At 67.0% G+C, this 16,631-nt stretch carries 19 protein-coding genes; 12 read left to right on the top strand and 7 right to left on the bottom strand.

The window, feature by feature from the left end; all coding sequences use genetic code 11:
- Nucleotides 1-491: 491 nt before the first annotated feature.
- The 4 genes from MKD50_RS22290 to MKD50_RS22275 form a co-directional block, all read right to left on the bottom strand.
- Nucleotides 492-1,268 (bottom strand): enoyl-CoA hydratase, encoded by a 777-nt coding sequence (locus tag MKD50_RS22290; RefSeq protein WP_252668684.1) that lies wholly within the window; start codon nt 1,266-1,268, stop codon nt 492-494.
- 87 nt (nt 1,269-1,355) lie between these two features.
- Nucleotides 1,356-2,108: an amino acid ABC transporter ATP-binding protein gene (locus MKD50_RS22285; RefSeq protein ID WP_252668689.1), complete on the bottom strand. Its 753-nt coding sequence runs from the start codon at nt 2,106-2,108 to the stop codon at nt 1,356-1,358.
- Between the two features lie 37 nt (nt 2,109-2,145).
- Nucleotides 2,146-2,799, bottom strand: coding sequence for an amino acid ABC transporter permease (locus MKD50_RS22280; protein WP_115704956.1), 654 nt, complete (start codon nt 2,797-2,799; stop codon nt 2,146-2,148).
- Between the two features lie 106 nt (nt 2,800-2,905).
- Complete coding sequence (locus MKD50_RS22275; protein WP_252668683.1) at nt 2,906-3,697, bottom strand: amino acid ABC transporter substrate-binding protein; 792 nt, start codon at nt 3,695-3,697, stop codon at nt 2,906-2,908.
- A 263-nt stretch (nt 3,698-3,960) separates the two neighbouring features.
- On the opposite strand from MKD50_RS22275, the gene paaG reads away from it, so the two are divergent.
- Genes paaG through paaK form a run of 3 tightly spaced genes read left to right on the top strand, consistent with a single transcriptional unit; the run spans nt 3,961 to nt 6,633 of the window.
- Nucleotides 3,961-4,785, top strand: coding sequence for a 2-(1,2-epoxy-1,2-dihydrophenyl)acetyl-CoA isomerase PaaG (paaG, locus tag MKD50_RS22270; RefSeq protein WP_252668681.1), 825 nt, complete (start codon nt 3,961-3,963; stop codon nt 4,783-4,785).
- Nucleotides 4,786-4,824: 39 nt separating this feature from the next.
- The gene (gene paaI / locus MKD50_RS22265) at nt 4,825-5,277 is read left to right on the top strand and encodes a hydroxyphenylacetyl-CoA thioesterase PaaI (RefSeq protein ID WP_252668679.1); all 453 of its coding nucleotides are present in this window, start codon (nt 4,825-4,827) and stop codon (nt 5,275-5,277) included.
- Nucleotides 5,278-5,328: 51 nt separating this feature from the next.
- Nucleotides 5,329-6,633: a phenylacetate--CoA ligase PaaK gene (gene paaK, locus MKD50_RS22260; RefSeq protein WP_252668677.1), complete on the top strand. Its 1,305-nt coding sequence runs from the start codon at nt 5,329-5,331 to the stop codon at nt 6,631-6,633.
- 78 nt (nt 6,634-6,711) lie between these two features.
- Here the strand turns inward: paaK and mltA are convergent, their stop codons facing one another.
- Complete coding sequence (gene mltA / locus MKD50_RS22255) at nt 6,712-7,857, bottom strand: murein transglycosylase A (RefSeq protein ID WP_252668675.1); 1,146 nt, start codon at nt 7,855-7,857, stop codon at nt 6,712-6,714.
- 124 nt (nt 7,858-7,981) lie between these two features.
- On the opposite strand from mltA, the gene MKD50_RS22250 reads away from it, so the two are divergent.
- Nucleotides 7,982-8,197 (top strand): hypothetical protein, encoded by a 216-nt coding sequence (locus MKD50_RS22250; RefSeq protein WP_115704964.1) that lies wholly within the window; start codon nt 7,982-7,984, stop codon nt 8,195-8,197.
- Nucleotides 8,198-8,210: 13 nt separating this feature from the next.
- On the opposite strand, the gene apaG is transcribed toward MKD50_RS22250, so the two are convergent.
- Nucleotides 8,211-8,585 (bottom strand): Co2+/Mg2+ efflux facilitator ApaG/CorD, encoded by a 375-nt coding sequence (gene apaG / locus MKD50_RS22245; RefSeq protein WP_012353991.1) that lies wholly within the window; start codon nt 8,583-8,585, stop codon nt 8,211-8,213.
- 262 nt (nt 8,586-8,847) lie between these two features.
- On the opposite strand from apaG, the gene rpe reads away from it, so the two are divergent.
- The 8 genes from rpe (at nt 8,848) to MKD50_RS22205 (ending at nt 16,301) form a co-directional block, all read left to right on the top strand.
- The gene (gene rpe / locus MKD50_RS22240; protein WP_174080203.1) at nt 8,848-9,549 is read left to right on the top strand and encodes a ribulose-phosphate 3-epimerase; all 702 of its coding nucleotides are present in this window, start codon (nt 8,848-8,850) and stop codon (nt 9,547-9,549) included.
- On the top strand, nt 9,546-10,289 hold the full coding sequence (gene gph, locus MKD50_RS22235; protein ID WP_252668674.1) for a phosphoglycolate phosphatase: 744 nt from the start codon (nt 9,546-9,548) through the stop codon (nt 10,287-10,289). Before rpe ends, gph begins: the two co-directional genes overlap by 4 nt.
- Nucleotides 10,290-10,727: 438 nt before the next feature.
- Nucleotides 10,728-12,245 (top strand): anthranilate synthase component I, encoded by a 1,518-nt coding sequence (gene trpE, locus MKD50_RS22230; protein WP_115704969.1) that lies wholly within the window; start codon nt 10,728-10,730, stop codon nt 12,243-12,245.
- 20 nt (nt 12,246-12,265) lie between these two features.
- Nucleotides 12,266-12,835, top strand: a complete 570-nt coding sequence (locus MKD50_RS22225; RefSeq protein ID WP_115704971.1) for an aminodeoxychorismate/anthranilate synthase component II — start codon at nt 12,266-12,268, stop codon at nt 12,833-12,835.
- A 62-nt stretch (nt 12,836-12,897) separates the two neighbouring features.
- Nucleotides 12,898-13,923, top strand: coding sequence for an anthranilate phosphoribosyltransferase (trpD, locus tag MKD50_RS22220; RefSeq protein WP_115681502.1), 1,026 nt, complete (start codon nt 12,898-12,900; stop codon nt 13,921-13,923).
- A gap of 11 nt (nt 13,924-13,934) precedes the next feature.
- The gene (gene trpC / locus MKD50_RS22215) at nt 13,935-14,738 is read left to right on the top strand and encodes an indole-3-glycerol phosphate synthase TrpC (protein WP_240072694.1); all 804 of its coding nucleotides are present in this window, start codon (nt 13,935-13,937) and stop codon (nt 14,736-14,738) included.
- Nucleotides 14,739-14,865: 127 nt separating this feature from the next.
- Nucleotides 14,866-15,495: a CYTH domain-containing protein gene (locus tag MKD50_RS22210; protein ID WP_240072702.1), complete on the top strand. Its 630-nt coding sequence runs from the start codon at nt 14,866-14,868 to the stop codon at nt 15,493-15,495.
- A gap of 29 nt (nt 15,496-15,524) precedes the next feature.
- Nucleotides 15,525-16,301, top strand: a complete 777-nt coding sequence (locus MKD50_RS22205; protein ID WP_252668672.1) for a uracil-DNA glycosylase — start codon at nt 15,525-15,527, stop codon at nt 16,299-16,301.
- A gap of 13 nt (nt 16,302-16,314) precedes the next feature.
- Here MKD50_RS22205 and MKD50_RS22200 read toward each other — a convergent pair whose 3' ends face one another.
- A complete protein-coding gene (locus tag MKD50_RS22200) occupies nt 16,315-16,593 on the bottom strand; it encodes an acylphosphatase (protein WP_062801853.1) in 279 nt (92 codons plus the stop codon).
- Between the last annotated feature and the right edge of the window lie 38 nt (nt 16,594-16,631).

The following is a 16,631-nucleotide window of genomic DNA, read 5'->3' as shown; positions in this document are numbered from 1 at the left end:
CCAGTCACGTTTTGCTGTGCGAGCACTGTATAACTTGAAGCATCACTGTCCATAGACAGTGGCGTCCGCTACCCAGCGCCCACACTTATCGGTTGTTTGTTTGTTAAAGAACTTCGCCACCCGGCTTTGCCGTTCAGCGCGCTGCGTTGTCTGCAGCAGAGAAACGAGATTATGCAGAACTTTCTTCGTTTCGTCAACCGTTTGCCGCAATCTTTTTTGCTGCCGTCAGCGCTGCAAACTTCGCTGCGCCAACCTTCCGGTCGACCCCGCAACCCTTGCTGCGCCTGCCTTGCAGGTGCCGCGTTGTGTTGCGAGGGGGCGAATAGTAGGCCGGTTTCGCCGCCCTTGCAACACCTTTGTCACGTTGATCCGCTAAACGTTCCCGCGGCTATCGTGTAAGCCTTTGAATCACATAGGGAAACAGCCACATCACGGGGCGAAAGCGAGGCAATAGCCCTTCTCCACCCTCGGGTATTCCCTGATCCCGGAGCCTAACGGTGCTGGAAATTCGGGCTGCGCTTCTCGACAAAGGCGGCCATGCCTTCCTTCTGGTCTTCGGTGGCGAAGGTAGCGTGGAACAGGCGGCGCTCGAAGTGGACGCCCTCGGCCAGCGTGGTCTCGTAGGCGGCGTTGACCGATTCCTTGATCATCATGACCACCGGCAGCGAGAATCCGGCGATGGTCTCCGCCGCCGCCAGCACTTCGTCCAGCAGCTTGTCGGCCGGGACCACGCGCGAAACCAGGCCCGCGCGTTCGGCTTCGGCGGCGTCCATCATGCGCGCGGTCAGGCACAGGTCCATCGCCTTGGCCTTGGACACCGCACGCGGCAGGCGCTGGGTGCCGCCCGCGCCCGGCATGGTGCCAAGCTTGACCTCGGGCTGGCCGAATCTGGCCGAGTCCGCCGCGATGATGATGTCGCACATCATCGCCAGTTCGCAGCCGCCACCCAGCGCATAACCGGCTACGCCCGCTATCACGGGCTTGCGGATCTTGCGGATGGTTTCCCAATTGCGGGTGATGTAGTCGCCCTTGTAGACGTCCATGAAGGAGTACTTGGACATCATGCCGATGTCGGCGCCGGCGGCGAAGGCGCGCTCGCTGCCGGTGATGACGATGGCGCCGATACCTTCATCCTGGTCAAAGGCGGTCAGCGCGGCGCCCAGTTCATCCATCAGCGCATCATTGAGCGCATTCAGGGCCTTCGGGCGATTCAGCGTGACCAGGCCAACACGGCCGCGGGTCTCGACCAGGATGTTCTCGTACGACATGTCTTCTCCTAAATATGGTCAGGCGGATGGCATGGTCGCCACCGGCTGCGGGCTATTCTGCCATCGGTTGCGGCATGACGGCGCCGGCTAGAGCATGTGCGCGAGGAATTCGCGGGTGCGCGCGTGGGCCGGCGCGCCGAACACTTCCCCGGGAGGGCCTTCCTCGAGAATCTGGCCCTCGTCCATGAATACGACGTGGTTCGCCACTTCCCGCGCAAACCCCATTTCATGGGTGACGACGAGCATGGTCATATGCTCCTCTGCCAGCTGCCGCATGGTGCGCAGCACCTCGCCGGTCAGCTCGGGATCCAGCGCGGAAGTGGGCTCGTCGAACAGCATGATGTCCGGTTCCATCGCCAGCGCGCGCGCGATCGCCACGCGCTGCTTCTGGCCGCCGGACAGCCGCGCCGGATAACTGTCGCGCTTGGCCAGCAGCCCGACCTTGCGCAGCAGTTCCTCGGCCTTGGGAATCACCGCATCGCGCCGCAGCCCTTTCACCGTCACCGGCGCCTCGATGATGTTCTGCAGCACCGTCATATGCGGGAACAGGTTGAACGACTGGAACACCATGCCCATCTTCCGGCAGATGCGGCGCACGTCCGCGTCCGCCACATAGCGGGCCGCGCCGTCGGGGACGGCGGCGGCCAGTGTCTCGCCCTCGATGTGAAGGCTGCCGCGGTCGATCACCTCGAGATGGTTCAGGCAACGCAGCAAGGTACTCTTGCCCGAGCCCGACGGGCCGATCACCGCGGTGACATCGCCCTTGCGCAAGGTCAGCGAAACACAGCGCAGGACCTGCAGCGGCCCAAACGACTTGAAGATGTCCCGTGCCGCGATCATGACGCCGGGCGCATCGGGTGAAGGGGCGCCGTTCGGGCTAGTCATCATGTTTGGCATAGCGTTTTTCGAGATTCTGGAAGAACCAGGTCAGAATCAGCGTCATCAACAGGTAGAAAAGCGCGGCGACGAGGAAAGGCGTGGTGGTGAAATCGCGCTGCACGATGCCGCGCGCGGTGCGCAGGATGTCGTTGAGCGCCAGCACGTAGATCAGCGAGGTGTCCTTGATCAGCGTAATGGTCTCGTTGCTGACCGGCGGCAGCACGCGGCTGACCATCTGCGGCAGCACGACCCGCCGCATGGTCTGGAAGTAGGTCATGCCCAGAGCCTTGCTGGCCTCGTACTGGCCGCGGTCGACGGACTTGATCCCGGCGCGGAAGATTTCCGCGAAGTACGCGGCGTAGTTGAGCGCGAAGGCCACCACTGCCGCGGGAAAATCAGGCAGCCGCACGCCGATGACCGGCACGAACGGCAGCGCGAAATAGATAAACAGCATCTGCAGCATCAGCGGCGTACCCCGCATCAGCCAGATATAGCCGTTGACCAGGCCGCTCAGCAGCGGCCATGACGAAATGCGTGCCAGTGCCAGAGCAAGCCCGAGCGGCACCGACAGGGCGAGCGTGATGGCGAATAGCGTCAGCGTGACTTTGGCACCCTGCGCCAGCGGCAGCAGAAGAGATAAGACGTAATCCATGCTCGCGCGTACAGAAGGAGGTGAGGCCTCCGGGAAGCCCGGCGAACGGGCCCGGAGTTGGCGTGACCCTCGCCTGAAATGCGAGGGGTGTCACGCCGGGTCTGGATTACTTGGTGATGTCGGCGCCAAACCACTGGGTGGCGATACGCGCCGCGGTGCCGTCCTGCTTCATCGACGCCAGGGTCTGGTCGAGCTTGCCGAGCAGTTCGGCGTCATCCTTGCGCACGCCGACGCCGTAATCCTCGGTGCCGAAGTTTTCTTCCAGCACGCGGTATTCGCCGGCACGCTTGCTGATCAGGTAGCGGCCCACCACTTCATCCACCACGATCGCGTCGAGGCGGCCCGCCGACAGGTCCATCAGCGCCGTCACGTTGTCGCCGAAGGTCTTGAGTTCCTTCAGGCTGGCGGCAATCTGGCTTTCCTTCTTGATGGCATCCACCGCGCTGCTGCCGTCCTGTGCGCCGACGGTGCGGCCAGCCAGGTCGGCCTTGGTCTTCACCGGCGACTGGGCGCCGACGATGACGATCTGGTGGTTGGTCATGTAGGGCGCGGTAAAGCTGATGTTCTTCTTGCGCTCTTCGGTGATGGTCAGCCCGTTCCACAGCACGTCGACGCGCTTGCCGTTCAGCTCCGCCTCCTTGGCGCTCCAGTCGATCGGCTTGAATTCGACCGTCATGCCAAGACGGCGGCTGGCCTCCTTGGCCATGTCGATATCGAAGCCGACCAGCTCGTTGCTGGCATCGCGGAAACCCATCGGCGGGAAATTGTCGTCCAGGCCCACGATGATCCTGGCGGCGGTATCCGTGCCGGCAGCCGGCGCGGGGGCGGATTCTTTCTTGCCGCACGCGGCAAACAGCGCGGCGGACGAGATCAGGAGCAATGCAGCGAACTTCTTCATAGGATTTCCAATGCGGATGGGAGAGCGCGCCGGGCTTCGCTCGCGCAGGCCGGCGGGGTTTCAGATTGTTGTTGGCAGCGCGATTATAGAGCGGTGCCGTCGGCCGGCATTGCGCAGCGGCCGGCGTTCGCGTCAATCACGTGCTACCCGCAGGCAAAAATTGGTGCTAACATTTGCCGACCGACTGGTCGGTTTATTTTAGAGGCATCAGCCCGTCCGACCACAAGCCTGGAGTCATCGATTCCATTCGGCAGGAGACAACAATGCCCCCGACGTCCACGCCCGCTGGCCAGCCGGTCAGCATCGAGAGCGGCCCCATCCTGCTGGCATGGCAGGGCCCGGTAGCGATCATCACGCTCAATCGTCCCGACAAGCTCAACAGCTTCACCCGCGCCATGCACCAGGCGCTGCAGCAGGCGCTGGACCACGTCGAGGCTGGCGGCGCCCGCGCCCTGCTGCTGACCGGTGCCGGCCGCGGCTTCTGCGCGGGCCAGGACCTGGCCGACCTGGATTTCACACCCGGGCACATGACCGACCTGGGCGAGTTGATCGACACCTGGTTCAATCCGCTGATCCGCCGCCTGCAAGCCCTGCCGCTGCCGGTGGTGGCGGCGGTCAACGGCACTGCGGCCGGTGCCGGCGCCAACCTGGCGCTGGCCTGCGACATGGTGCTGGCGGCGCGCTCCGCCAGCTTTATCCAGGCCTTTGTCAAGATCGGGCTGGTGCCGGATTCGGGCGGCACCTGGCTGCTGCCGCAGCGCATCGGCATGGCGCGCGCACTGGGCCTGGCCATGACCGGCGAGCGCCTGAGCGCCGAGCAGGCCGAAACCTGGGGCCTGGTCTGGCAGACCATGGACGATCCGCTGCTGCCGGAACAGGCGCTGGCGCTGGCCACGCACCTGGCCGCCCAGCCGACGCGCGCGCTGGCCGCGATCAAGCGCGCCATGTATGCCAGCGCCACGACCACGCTCGACGCCCAGCTCGACCTCGAACGCGACCTGCAGCGCGGGCTTGGCCAGTCCGCCGACTATGCCGAGGGGGTCAACGCCTTCCTCGCCAAGCGCGCCCCCCACTTCACCGGCAAGTAGACCGCGGGCCTGCCCCCGCATCCCGTACAGGAGAGTAGCTTGAAACAGGACCCCCAGGCCCTCGCGGAAGCCGCCGCGGCCGCCATGTATGAAGCCGACACCTGCAGCCGCTGGCTGGGCATCACGGTCAAGGCGGTGCGGCCGGGCTATGCGCGGCTGACCATGCCGGTGCGCAAGGAATTCCTCAACGGTCACGGCATCTGCCATGGCGGCCTGATGTTTACGCTGGCCGATTCGACCTTCGCTTTTGCCTGCAACAGCCATAACATCAACACCGTGGCGGCCGGCTGCAGCATCGAGTTCCTGCGGCCCGTGCATGGCGGCGACGTGCTCACCGCCGAGGCCACCGAACAGGTCCTGTCCGGCCGGCACGGCATCTACGATATCCGCGTGACCAATGCCGCGGGCCAGGTGGTGGCGATGTTCCGCGGCAAGTCTGCGCAGATCAAGGGACACGTGGTGCCGCCGCCGGACGCAACCGAAGGCGCCTGAGCCAGCCCTGGCAAGACACTGACGACAAACGCCCCCCTTGCAGGAGACCCCATGAGCACGCGCCTGACCGATCTGCCCCTGGATCCGATCGAGACCGCCAGCCGCGCCGAGTTGCAGGCGTTGCAGCTGGAGCGCCTGAAATGGTCGCTCCACCACGCCTACGCCAATTCACCGGTCTACCGGCGCAAGTTCGACGCGGCCGGCGTGCACCCCGACCAGCTGGAATCGCTGCCAGACCTGGCCCGCTTTCCGTTCACCAGCAAGCAGGATTTGCGCGACAACTACCCGTTCGGCATGTTCGCGGTGCCGCAGGACCGCGTGGCGCGCATCCATGCCTCCTCGGGCACCACCGGCAAGCCGACCGTGGTCGGCTACACGCTGCAGGACATCGACAACTGGGCCACGGTGATGGCGCGCTCGATCCGCGCCTCGGGCGCGCGACGCGGCGACAAGGTCCATATCAGCTACGGCTACGGACTCTTCACCGGCGGACTGGGCGCGCACTACGGGGTCGAGAAGGCCGGCCTGACCGCGATCCCGTTCGGCGGCGGGCAGACCGAGCGGCAGGTGCAGCTGATCCAGGACTTCAAGCCGGAAGTGATCATGGTAACCCCCAGCTACATGCTGGCGATCGCCGACGAATTCGAGCGCCAGGGCATCGACCCGGCCAGCACCTCGCTGCGCGTAGGCATCTTCGGCGCCGAGCCGTGGACGCCGGAAATGCGGCTGGCGATCGAGAAGCGCATGGGCATTTCGGCGGTCGACATCTATGGCCTGTCCGAGGTCATGGGGCCCGGCGTCGCCAACGAATGCGCCGAGACCAAGGACGGCCCGACCATCTGGGAAGACCACTTCTACCCGGAGATCATCGACCCGGACACCGGCGCAGTGCTGCCCGACGGCGAGTTCGGCGAGCTGGTGTTCACCTCGCTGACCAAGGAAGCAATGCCGGTGGTGCGCTACCGTACGCGCGACCTGACCCGTCTGCTGCCGGGCACGGCCCGCGCGGCATTTCGCCGCATGGAGAAAGTCACCGGCCGCACCGACGACATGATGATCGTGCGCGGAGTCAATGTGTTCCCGTCGCAGATCGAGGAACTGATCCTGAAGCAGGCCGAACTGGCGCCGCACTACCAGTGCGTGCTGGGCAAGGACGGCCACATGGACACGCTGACGGTGCGCGTGGAATGCGCCCATGGCGGCGAGCCGGCGCGTGCGCAGGCCGCGCGCGAGCGGCTGGCGCATGAGATCAAGTCCTATATCGGAGTGACCGCTTCCATCGACGTGCTGCCGGAGGGGGGCATCGAGCGCTCGGTGGGGAAGGCGAAGCGGATCGTGGACCAGCGGCCGCGTTGAAATGCGCCGGTTGTCTCCCCTCGCCCGCTTGCGGGAGAGGGGAGACAACATTCGCAGTATTAGCCTGATGGGCTGGCCTTAACTGCGCGGCATCAGCACCCACATCCTGCCGCCCTGTTTCATCCGTCCGGCGGTCTCGCCGGCGGCATCGCCGGCCCCCCAGAAGAAGTCCGCGCGCACGCCGCCCTTGATCGCGCTGCCGGTATCCTGCGCGAACATCAGGCGCTGGATCGGCTCGGTCGACAGCGGACGCGTGGTCGACAGGAACACCGGCACGCCCAGCGGGATCGTGGCCGGGTCGACCGCGATCGAGCGCTCCGCGGTCAGCGGCACGCCCAGCGCGCCCACCGGGCCGTCGTTGCCGAGCGGCAGCTCGCGGAAGAAGACAAAGCGCGGATTGACGTTGAGCATCTCCTCGACGCGGCCGGGATTGGCGCGCGCCCAGGCCTTGATGCCCTGCATGGTGGCCTGCGCCGGGGTGATCTCGCCGCGGTCCAGCAGCCACTTGCCGAACGAGCGGAACGGCTGGTCGTTGGTACCGCCGAAGCCCACCCGCATCATGCTGCCGTCTGCCATGCGGATGCGGCCCGAGCCCTGGATCTGCAGGAACGCGGCCTCGACCGCGTCGTCGACCCAGACCAGCTCGTTGCCGCGCATGGCCGGGTTCTGCAGCAGCTCGGCGCGCGCCGGCAGTGCGCGGTTGCCGAACTGCGGCGGCTTGCGGTACAGCGGCACCTGGAATTTGCCCTGGCGTGTGCGCGAGCCATGCAGGATCGGCTCATAGTAGCCGGTGATCAGGCCACTGTCGGTGCCGTCGCCATTGACCACGCGGTACGGCTGGAAGTTGCTTTCGAAGTACGCGCGCATGGCGTTGATGTCGCCGGCATTGACCATCATGCCGGCGGCGCAGGCGCGGGACCATTCCGCGCGCTTCTTCAGCGCCTGGCAGCTTTGCTGCAGCGCCGGCCAGGCAGCGCGCACATCGTCCTGGGCCCAGCCGCCGATCTCGGCCCAGCTGGCCGCCTGCAGCCGGCCCTTCTGCGGCGACGCCGACGGCGGCGCGGTGCCGGACGGGGTGGTCTCGATGCGCGGCGGCGGGCCGCTCATGCAGCCGGCCAGCAGCACCGCCGCGCCGGCCAGCGCGAGCCAGCCGCGCATGCGGCGCGGCGACGGGGAGGAAACCTGGGAAACCTGTGGAATCGGGAAAGCGTCCGCGTATGCCATCTTGCTATTGTTCAAAGTCCTGGAAGCCGCAGCGTGCGGGGCGCATTCCGCCGGAATGCCCCTACAATGCCACCGTCATCCCTCAACCACCGCCTGCGCCCCCGCGGGCCGCGCTGCATCTGTCATGAGCAAGTTCTTCGAAGCCCATCCCATGCTGCTGTTCGCCCTGGAAGCCGGCGTGGCGCTGTTCCTGCTGATCTTTATCGTGGTCTGGACCATGGGCACGGCGAAAAAGCACCCGCGTCCCACCCGCGCGCCGTCGGAGCACCCGTCGCGCCAGCCGGCGCAGGGCGACACGCAAGCGCCGCAGCAGGATCAGGACAGCGCACCGCGCCAGTAGGTTCCCCGCACCTTCAGTGCAGCATGCGCGGCAGCACCAGCGCGAACTCGGGAATCGGCACCTCGAAGCGGTGGCCGTCCTCGGCCACGCAGAAGTACTCGCCCTTCATCGAGCCCACCGGGGTCGAGATCGTGGCCCAGCTGGTGTATTCGAAATGCTCGCCCGGCTTGAGCAGCGGCTGGTGGCCAACCACCCCCAGCCCGGCAACTTCCTGCGTGCCGTTGTCGCTGTCCGTGATGATCCAGTGCCGCGAGATCAGCTGTGCCGCGACCTCGCCGGTATTGTGGATGGTGATGGTATAGGCGAAGGCATGGCGCCCGCGCTCGGGGTCGGACTGGTCCGGCAGGTACTGGGTGCGTACCGACACGGAGAAGGCGTACTCGCTCATTTGGGCAGGGCCGGCAGGGAAAGGGGTAGCCGCATTGTGCGGGATGGGCGCGGGACGGGCAAGAGCGCGGGCCGGGCGCCGGCCGGACGCGATCGCCCCGGGCGGGCGTAGAATAGCGGTCTTTCAACGCCGTGCCGCCCGCCGTGGCCCCGGCCGCCCTTGCCGCCCTGCTGGCCCCCCGGCTGGGTTCAGCGACCCGGCGGCGCCCGCGGCCCGCCGCCAGCGGCGATAACAGCATTCCCCGCATTCACCGCGCGCCACCATGACCCAGCCCACCTTCCGTATCGCCCCTTCCATCCTGTCCGCCGACTTTGCCCGCCTGGGCGAGGAAGTGCGCCGCGTGACCGAGGCTGGCGCCGACTGGATCCACTTCGACGTGATGGACAACCATTACGTGCCCAACCTGACCGTGGGCCCGCTGGTGTGCGAGGCGATCCGCCCGCACGTGACCGCCCCCATCGACGTGCACCTGATGGTGCGCCCGGTGGACCGGATCATCCCCGACTTTGCCAAGGCCGGCGCCAATATCATCACCTTCCACCCGGAAGCCAGCGAACACGTCGACCGCTCGCTCGCGCTGATCCGCGATCACGGCTGCCAGGCCGGCCTGGTGTTCAACCCGGCCACGCCGCTGCACCACCTGGACCACGTGATGGACCGGCTGGACGTGATCCTGCTGATGTCGGTCAACCCGGGTTTCGGCGGCCAGTCGTTCATCCCCGAGACGCTGAACAAGCTGCGCGCGGTGCGCCAGCGCATCGACGAGTACACCGCCCGCACCGGCCGCACCATTCTGCTGGAAGTGGACGGCGGCGTGAAGGTCGACAACATTGCCGAGATCGCGAAGGCCGGCGCCGACACCTTTGTGGCCGGCTCGGCGGTGTTCGGCAAGCCCGATGCCGACGGCGGCTACCGCGGCATCATCTCGGCGCTGCGCGGCGAACTGGCCAAGGCCGGCCAATGAGCGCGGGCGTGGTGCTGCGCCGCGCCGACTGGCGCGGCATCGAAGGTGTGATCGTCGACCTGGACGGCACCATGGTCGACACCGCGGGGGACTTCCACGCCTCGATCAACGCCATGCTGCTGGCGCTGGGCCGCCAGCACCCCAACCTCGGACCGGTGGCGCCGATGTCCGGGCAGGAGATCGTCAGCTACGTCGGCAAGGGCTCCGAAAACCTGATCCGGCGCGTGCTCGACGCGCGCTTTTCGCCGCTGCACGCCAACGGCCTGTTTGCCGATGCCTACGCGCTCTACGACCGCGAATACATCCGCATCAACGGCCAGTTCTCGCAGGTCTACCCGGGCGTGCGGGAAGGCCTGGCGGCGATGAAGGCGGCCGGGCTTCGGCTGGCCTGCGTGACCAACAAGCCCTACAGCTTCACCGAGCCGCTGCTGGCCAAGACCGGCCTGGCCCAGTATTTCGAGCTGGTCTACGGCGGCGATGCCTTCCCGCTGCGCAAGCCCGACCCGTTTCCGCTGCTCAAGGTGGCCGATGCCTTCGGGCTCGAGCCGTCGGCAATGGCCGCGCTGGGCGACTCGGAAAACGACGCCCATGCGGCGCGCGCGGCGGGCATGGGCGTGCTGCTGGTGCCCTATGGCTACAACCATGGCAATCCTGTACAAGCCGTCGAAGCCGATGGTATAGTCGACACCATTGCCCACGCCGCAGCGCTGTTCGCGGCACACCGGGCAAGTCATCGCTAGGGTCGGTCATCAGGTCGGCCGCGACTGAAATCCCTGAACATTCAATGTTTCTCAACCGCAAACGCATCTCTTCTGGCAGTGATCGGCAGGCTTGGCCCTGGCGTCGCTGGCGCGCCTCTCAACAGGCGTAAAGTGCGTTCGCGAGTCTGCTGACGCGCCTTCGATCCGAAGGCGTCGACACCACCGGCCGAGGCGACCAGCCATGCCGGGCATCACCACCCAAACCCGCCAAAAGCCAGCGTAGCCTTATTTCTCTGCTACGTTTAGCTCAAGAACGCGCCGCACGCCCGCTTTCCGGCCGTGTGCAGCCTTGTCCGCAAGCTTGCCGCACCACGGTCCGCAACCGGGGCGGAATCCCATACGCTCCAGCCAACTCTGCCGACATGCGGCACCGCGCCTGACCATCGCTCGCGGCGCGGGCCGAACAAGAGGACCGACATGACCGAACTGGAATTCAAATCGCTGGCCGACCAGGGCTACAACCGCATCCCGCTGATCGCCGAGGCCTTTGCCGACCTGGAGACGCCGCTGTCGCTGTACCTGAAGCTGGCCCAGTCGCAGACCCGCGGCGTCAACACTTTCCTGCTGGAATCGGTGGTCGGCGGCGAGCGCTTCGGGCGCTATTCGTTCATCGGCCTGCATGCGCGCACGCTGCTGCGCGCCTACGGCAACCGCACCGAGGTGGTGACCGACGGCAAGGTGGTGGAAACCCACGAAGGCAATCCCCTCGATTTCATCGCCGAGTTCGAGAGCCGCTTCAAGGTGGCGCTGCGCCCCGGCCTGCCGCGCTTCTGCGGCGGCCTGGCCGGCTACTTCGGCTACGACGCGGTACGCTATATCGAGAAGAAGCTTGCCAGCACGCACAAGCCCGACGACCTGAACCTGCCGGATATCCAGCTGCTGCTGTGCGAAGAGCTGGCGGTGATCGACAACCTGTCGGGCAAGCTCTACCTGATCGTCTACGCCGATCCGACCACGCCGGAGGCCTATTCCCGCGCGCGCCAGCGCCTGCGCGAGCTGCGCATGAAGCTGCGCCAGCCGGTCGACGTGCCGGTGACCAGCCCGTCGGTGCAGACCGAGGTCTACCGCGAATTCGCCAAGGCCGACTACCTGGCCGCGGTGCACAAGGCCAAGGAATACATCATGGCCGGCGACATGATGCAGGTGCAGATCGGCCAGCGCCTGGTCAAGCCCTATCGCGACGCGCCGCTGTCGCTGTACCGCGCGCTGCGCTCGCTGAATCCGTCGCCGTACATGTACTTCTACAACTTCGGCGACTTCCAGGTGGTGGGCGCGTCGCCGGAAATCCTGGTGCGCCAGGAGGAACGCAAGGTCGGCACCAATGGCGACACCCGCAGCGAGCACATCGTCACCATCCGCCCGCTGGCCGGTACGCGCCCGCGTGGCAATACGCCGGACAAGGACGCGCAGCTGGCCACCGAGCTGCTCAACGATCCGAAGGAGATCGCCGAGCACGTGATGCTGATCGACCTGGCGCGCAATGACATCGGCCGCATTGCCGAGACCGGTTCGGTCAAGGTCACCGACAAGATGGTGATCGAGAAATACTCGCACGTGCAGCATATCGTCAGCTCGGTCGAAGGCACGCTGCGCGAGGGCATGAGCAACCTCGACGTGCTGCGCGCGACCTTCCCGGCCGGCACGCTGTCGGGCGCGCCCAAGGTCCATGCGATGGAGATCATCGACGAGCTCGAGCCGCGCAAGCGCGGCATCTATGGCGGCGCGGTGGGCTACCTGTCGTTCGGCGGCGAGATGGACCTCGCCATCGCCATCCGCACCGGCATCGTCAAGGACGGCAACCTCTACGTGCAGGCCGCCGCCGGCATCGTTGCCGATTCGGATCCCGAAGCCGAATGGAGGGAAACCGAGGCCAAGGCGCGCGCCGTGATCCGCGCCGCCGAGCAGGTCCAGGATGGCCTGGACTCCGACATCTGAGAGAACAGGAGACAGACGCCATGCTGCTGATGATCGACAACTACGATTCGTTCACCTACAACCTGGTCCAGTACTTTGGCGAACTGGGCGTGGATGTGCGCACCTACCGCAACGACGAGATCACGATCGAAGAGATCGAGGCGATGAAGCCCGACCATATCTGCGTTTCGCCGGGCCCGTGCAGCCCCAAGGAAGCCGGCATCTCGGTGGCGGCGCTGCAGCACTTTGCCGGCAAGGTGCCGATGCTGGGCGTGTGCCTGGGCCACCAGGCCATCGGCGAAGCCTTCGGCGGCAAGGTGATCCGCGCCAAGCAGGTGATGCACGGCAAGGTCAGCACCATCGAGACCACGCAACAGGGCGTGTTCTCAGGTCTGCCCAGGCACTTCGACGTGACGCGCTATCATTCCCTGGCGATCGAACGCGAGACCCTGCCCGATTGCCTGGAGATCACCGCCTGGACCCCGGACGGCGAGATCATGGGCGTGCGCCACAAGACGCTCGCCGTCGAAGGCGTGCAGTTCCATCCCGAGTCGATCCTGTCCGAGCACGGCCATGCGATGCTGGCCAACTTCGTCAAGGCGCCGCGATGAGACTGCTCGATTCCGCGCCCGCCAGCCCTCATCACGCCATCCAGACTGTCAACGAGAACGCCATGATCACGCCGCAAGAAGCCCTGACGCGCTGTATCGAACACCGCGAAATCTTCCATGACGAGATGCTGCACCTGATGCGGCAGATCATGCAGGCGCAGATCTCGCCGGTGATGGCCGCCGCGATCCTGACCGGGCTGCGCGTCAAAAAGGAAACCATTGGCGAGATCTCGGCCGCCGCGCAGGTGATGCGCGAGTTCGCCAACAAGGTGGTGGTGAAGGACCGCGAACACTTTGTCGATATCGTCGGCACCGGCGGCGACGGCTCGCACACGTTCAATATCTCGACCGCGTCGATGTTCGTCGCCGCCGCCGCGGGCGCGAAGATCGCCAAGCACGGCAACCGCGGCGTCAGCTCCAAGTCCGGCAGCGCCGACGTGCTGGAGGCGCTGGGCGTGAACATCATGCTGACGCCCGAGCAGGTCGGCCAGTGCATCGAGGAAACCGGCATCGGCTTCATGTTCGCGCCGACGCACCACCCCGCGATGAAGAACGTCGCGCCGATCCGCAAGGAAATGGGCGTGCGCACCATCTTCAATATCCTGGGGCCGCTGACCAACCCGGCCGATGCGCCCAACATCCTGATGGGCGTGTTCCATCCCGACCTGGTCGGCATCCAGGTGCGGGTGATGCAGCGCCTGGGCGCGCAGCACGCCATCGTGGTCTACGGCAAGGACGGCATGGACGAGGTCTCGCTCGGCGCCGCCACGCTGGTGGGTGAACTGAAGGACGGCGAGGTGCGCGAGTACGAGATCCACCCCGAGGACTTCGGCCTGTCGATGATCTCCAACCGCGGCCTGAAGGTCGCCGATGCCGCCGAATCGAAGGACATGCTGCTCGAGGCGCTGTCCAACGCGCCCGGCACCCCGCGCGAGATCGTGTCGCTGAACGCCGGCACCGCGCTGTACGCCGCCAACGTGGCGGATTCGGTCGAAGACGGCATCCGCCGCGCGCGCGAAGCCATCGCCAGCGGCGCGGCGCGGCAGAAGCTCGACGCCTTCGTGCGGGCCACGCAGCAGTTCAAGTAAGAGACGCCGATATGTCCGACATCCTGCAGAAAATCCTGGCTGTAAAGGCCGACGAAGTCGCCGCCGCGCGCAAGCGGCGCGACCTGCCCAGCCTGCGCGCCGAGGCCGAAAGCCTGCGCACCGAGGCCGGCTTCGCGCCGCGCGGCTTCGAGCGCGCGCTGCGCGACAAGATCGCCGGCGGCCACGCCGCGGTGATCGCCGAGATCAAGAAGGCGTCGCCGTCCAAGGGCGTGCTGCGCGAGCAGTTCTTGCCAGAGGCCATCGCCGAGAGCTATGCCGCGCATGGCGCGGCCTGCCTGTCGGTGCTGACCGACGAGCATTTCTTCCAGGGCCACGCCGACTACCTGAAGCGCGCCCGCGGCGCCTGCCCGCTGCCGGCGCTGCGCAAGGACTTCATGGTCGACCTGTACCAGGTCTATGAAGCGCGCAGCTGGGGCGCCGACTGCATCCTGCTGATCGTCGCGGCGCTGGATCCGGGACTGATGGCCGACCTGGAAGCCTGCGCGCACGAACTGGGCATGGACGTGCTGGTGGAAGTCCATGGCGGCGACGAACTCGACGTGGCGCTGCGGCTGAAGACCCCTCTGCTGGGAGTGAACAACCGTAACCTGCGCACCTTCGAGGTGTCGCTGGACAACACCCTTGAGCTGCTGCCGCGCATGCCGGCCGACAAGCTGGTGGTGACCGAGTCCGGCATCCTCGGCCCCGCAGACGTGCAGCGCATGCGCGAGTCGGATGTGCATGCGTTCCTGGTGGGCGAAGCGTTCATGCGCGCGCCCGATCCTGGCGTGGAGCTGGCGCGGTTGTTTGGCTGAGGCGAAGTTGTCAGGCAGCGCCCTGAACGCCCCCGCGTGTTTGCCCCCCTCTCCCGCAAGCGGGAGAGGGGACCGGCTAGTGGTGATTGGGATGCCTATCGCCATTGCCCGCCGCTAACTCTCCGCCATGCCCCAGGAAATCGAACTCAAACTCGCCGTCCCCGACGCCGCCCTGGCCCCGCTGGCCGCCTGGCTCGACGACCACGGCCAGCCGCAAGGCGAAGCCACGCTGCTCAATGTCTACCTCGACACGCCCCGGCGCGATCTGGCGCAGGCGCGCGCTGCGCTGCGCCTGCGCCGCAAGGGCGAGCAGTGGCTGCAGACGCTGAAGACCGCCGGCAGCAGCCAGGGCGGCCTGGCCACGCGGCATGAGTGGGAGACCGCCATCGCCGGCGAGGCCATTGAACTGAAAAGCTTTCCCGCCGAGGCGCAAGCCGTGCTGGCGCCGCTGATCGGCGGCCTGGCGCCGGTGTTCCGCACCGACTTCATCCGCCGCACCTGGATCGTCACGCAGGACGGCGCGCGGATCGAAGCCGCGCTCGACACCGGCACCATCACCGCCCCGGCCAGTGCCGCGCAGGAGCGCATTCAGGAACTCGAGCTGGAATGGCTCGATGGCAACGCCGCGCGCGCCGCCGAGGCGCTGCGCGCCTTCGCCGCAAAGCTTGCCGCCGTGGCGGCCCTGGCGCCGTCGGACCTGAGCAAGGCGGCGCGCGGCTACCGCCTGGCCGGGATCGCCGAGGGCAAGGCGTCATAATCGCGGTTTTCCCGCCGCGCATATCCCGCATGCAAGCCGATCTCTTTACCGCCGACGCGCCCCGCGCGCCCGGCGAACCCTCTCCCGCCGCCAGCCTGCAAGCGCAGGCCGATGCCCTGCCGGCCGCCTGGCGCGCCTTGCTCGAGCCCTGCATCGCCGTGCCGGCGTGGCGCGAGCTGGCCGCCTTCGTCGACGGCGAACGCGCCGCCGGCAAGCCGGTGTTCCCGCACCATGTCTTCCACGCGCTGCACCTGACGCCGCCCGATGCGGTCAAGGTGGTGATCCTCGGCCAGGACCCCTACCACGGCACCGGCACGGTCGGCGGCGTCGAGCTGCCGCAGGCTCACGGGCTCGCCTTCTCGGTGCCGGCAGGCATCAAAGTGCCGCCCAGCCTGCGCAACATCTTCAAGGAAATCGCCGCCGAATTCGGCGCCGAGGGCAACTGCCCGCCGCGCAGCTCCGGCAACCTGGAAGGCTGGGCGCGCCAGGGCGTGCTGCTGCTCAATACCGTGCTGACGGTCGAGCAGGGCCAGGCCGCCAGCCATGCGCGACGAGGCTGGGAAGCCGTCACCGATTGCCTGATCCAGCACCTCGCTGCCAGCCAGCCCAACCTGGTGTTCATGCTGTGGGGCAGCCATGCGCAGGCCAAGAAGCCGCTGCTGGGCGCCGGCCACTGCGTGCTGGAAGCGCCGCACCCGTCGCCGTTGTCGGCGCACCGGGGCTTCCTCGGCTGCGGCCACTTCCGCGAAGCCAACCGCTGGCTGGAAACGCACGGCCGCACGGCGATCGACTGGACCGCCGCCTAGCGGGAGCGCACCGTTAGACCGTCGGCCGGAACTCGAAGCCGGCAAACTCCCCTTCCCCGCGCCCGACCTCGACAAACGCCACCTGCGCCGCCGGCGGGCCGGTTTCCATCCACGCCTGCAGCGCTTCCAGCTGCTTGACCGTGCCGTGCGCCATCACCTCGACGGTGCCGTCGGCGCGGTTGCGCACCCAGCCGCCCAGCCCGAGTTCGTCCGCCGCGTCGGCGCAGGCGGCGCGATAGCCCACGCCCTGCACGCGCCCGTGCGCAACCAGGCGCCATGTTGCCTTGTTCATGGTGGGTCCCTCGCGAGCGCACGCCACGCGTGCGCGTT

Origin of the sequence: Cupriavidus mimosae, assembly GCF_023952485.1 — a bacterium.
GTDB classification, from domain to species: Bacteria; Pseudomonadota; Gammaproteobacteria; order Burkholderiales; family Burkholderiaceae; genus Cupriavidus; species Cupriavidus taiwanensis_C.
This window is presented reverse-complemented; position numbering and strand designations above follow the sequence as displayed.

Bases quoted from the DNA above. Each gene is read 5' to 3' on its own strand.
- rpe (WP_174080203.1), top strand. From the start codon at position 8,848: ATGACCCAGCCCACCTTCCGTATCGCCCCTTCCATCCTGTCCGCCGAC.
- paaK (WP_252668677.1), top strand. From the start codon at position 5,329: ATGAGCACGCGCCTGACCGATCTGCCCCTGGATCCGATCGAGACCGCC.
- mltA (WP_252668675.1), bottom strand. From the start codon at position 7,857: ATGGCATACGCGGACGCTTTCCCGATTCCACAGGTTTCCCAGGTTTCC.
- MKD50_RS22275 (WP_252668683.1), bottom strand. From the start codon at position 3,697: ATGAAGAAGTTCGCTGCATTGCTCCTGATCTCGTCCGCCGCGCTGTTT.
- trpE (WP_115704969.1), top strand. From the start codon at position 10,728: ATGACCGAACTGGAATTCAAATCGCTGGCCGACCAGGGCTACAACCGC.
- trpC (WP_240072694.1), top strand. From the start codon at position 13,935: ATGTCCGACATCCTGCAGAAAATCCTGGCTGTAAAGGCCGACGAAGTC.
- MKD50_RS22225 (WP_115704971.1), top strand. From the start codon at position 12,266: ATGCTGCTGATGATCGACAACTACGATTCGTTCACCTACAACCTGGTC.
- gph (WP_252668674.1), top strand. From the start codon at position 9,546: ATGAGCGCGGGCGTGGTGCTGCGCCGCGCCGACTGGCGCGGCATCGAA.
- MKD50_RS22250 (WP_115704964.1), top strand. From the start codon at position 7,982: ATGAGCAAGTTCTTCGAAGCCCATCCCATGCTGCTGTTCGCCCTGGAA.
- MKD50_RS22205 (WP_252668672.1), top strand. From the start codon at position 15,525: ATGCAAGCCGATCTCTTTACCGCCGACGCGCCCCGCGCGCCCGGCGAA.
- trpD (WP_115681502.1), top strand. From the start codon at position 12,898: ATGATCACGCCGCAAGAAGCCCTGACGCGCTGTATCGAACACCGCGAA.
- MKD50_RS22280 (WP_115704956.1), bottom strand. From the start codon at position 2,799: ATGGATTACGTCTTATCTCTTCTGCTGCCGCTGGCGCAGGGTGCCAAA.
- paaG (WP_252668681.1), top strand. From the start codon at position 3,961: ATGCCCCCGACGTCCACGCCCGCTGGCCAGCCGGTCAGCATCGAGAGC.
- MKD50_RS22285 (WP_252668689.1), bottom strand. From the start codon at position 2,108: ATGATCGCGGCACGGGACATCTTCAAGTCGTTTGGGCCGCTGCAGGTC.
- MKD50_RS22200 (WP_062801853.1), bottom strand. From the start codon at position 16,593: ATGAACAAGGCAACATGGCGCCTGGTTGCGCACGGGCGCGTGCAGGGC.
- MKD50_RS22290 (WP_252668684.1), bottom strand. From the start codon at position 1,268: ATGTCGTACGAGAACATCCTGGTCGAGACCCGCGGCCGTGTTGGCCTG.
- MKD50_RS22210 (WP_240072702.1), top strand. From the start codon at position 14,866: ATGCCCCAGGAAATCGAACTCAAACTCGCCGTCCCCGACGCCGCCCTG.
- apaG (WP_012353991.1), bottom strand. From the start codon at position 8,585: ATGAGCGAGTACGCCTTCTCCGTGTCGGTACGCACCCAGTACCTGCCG.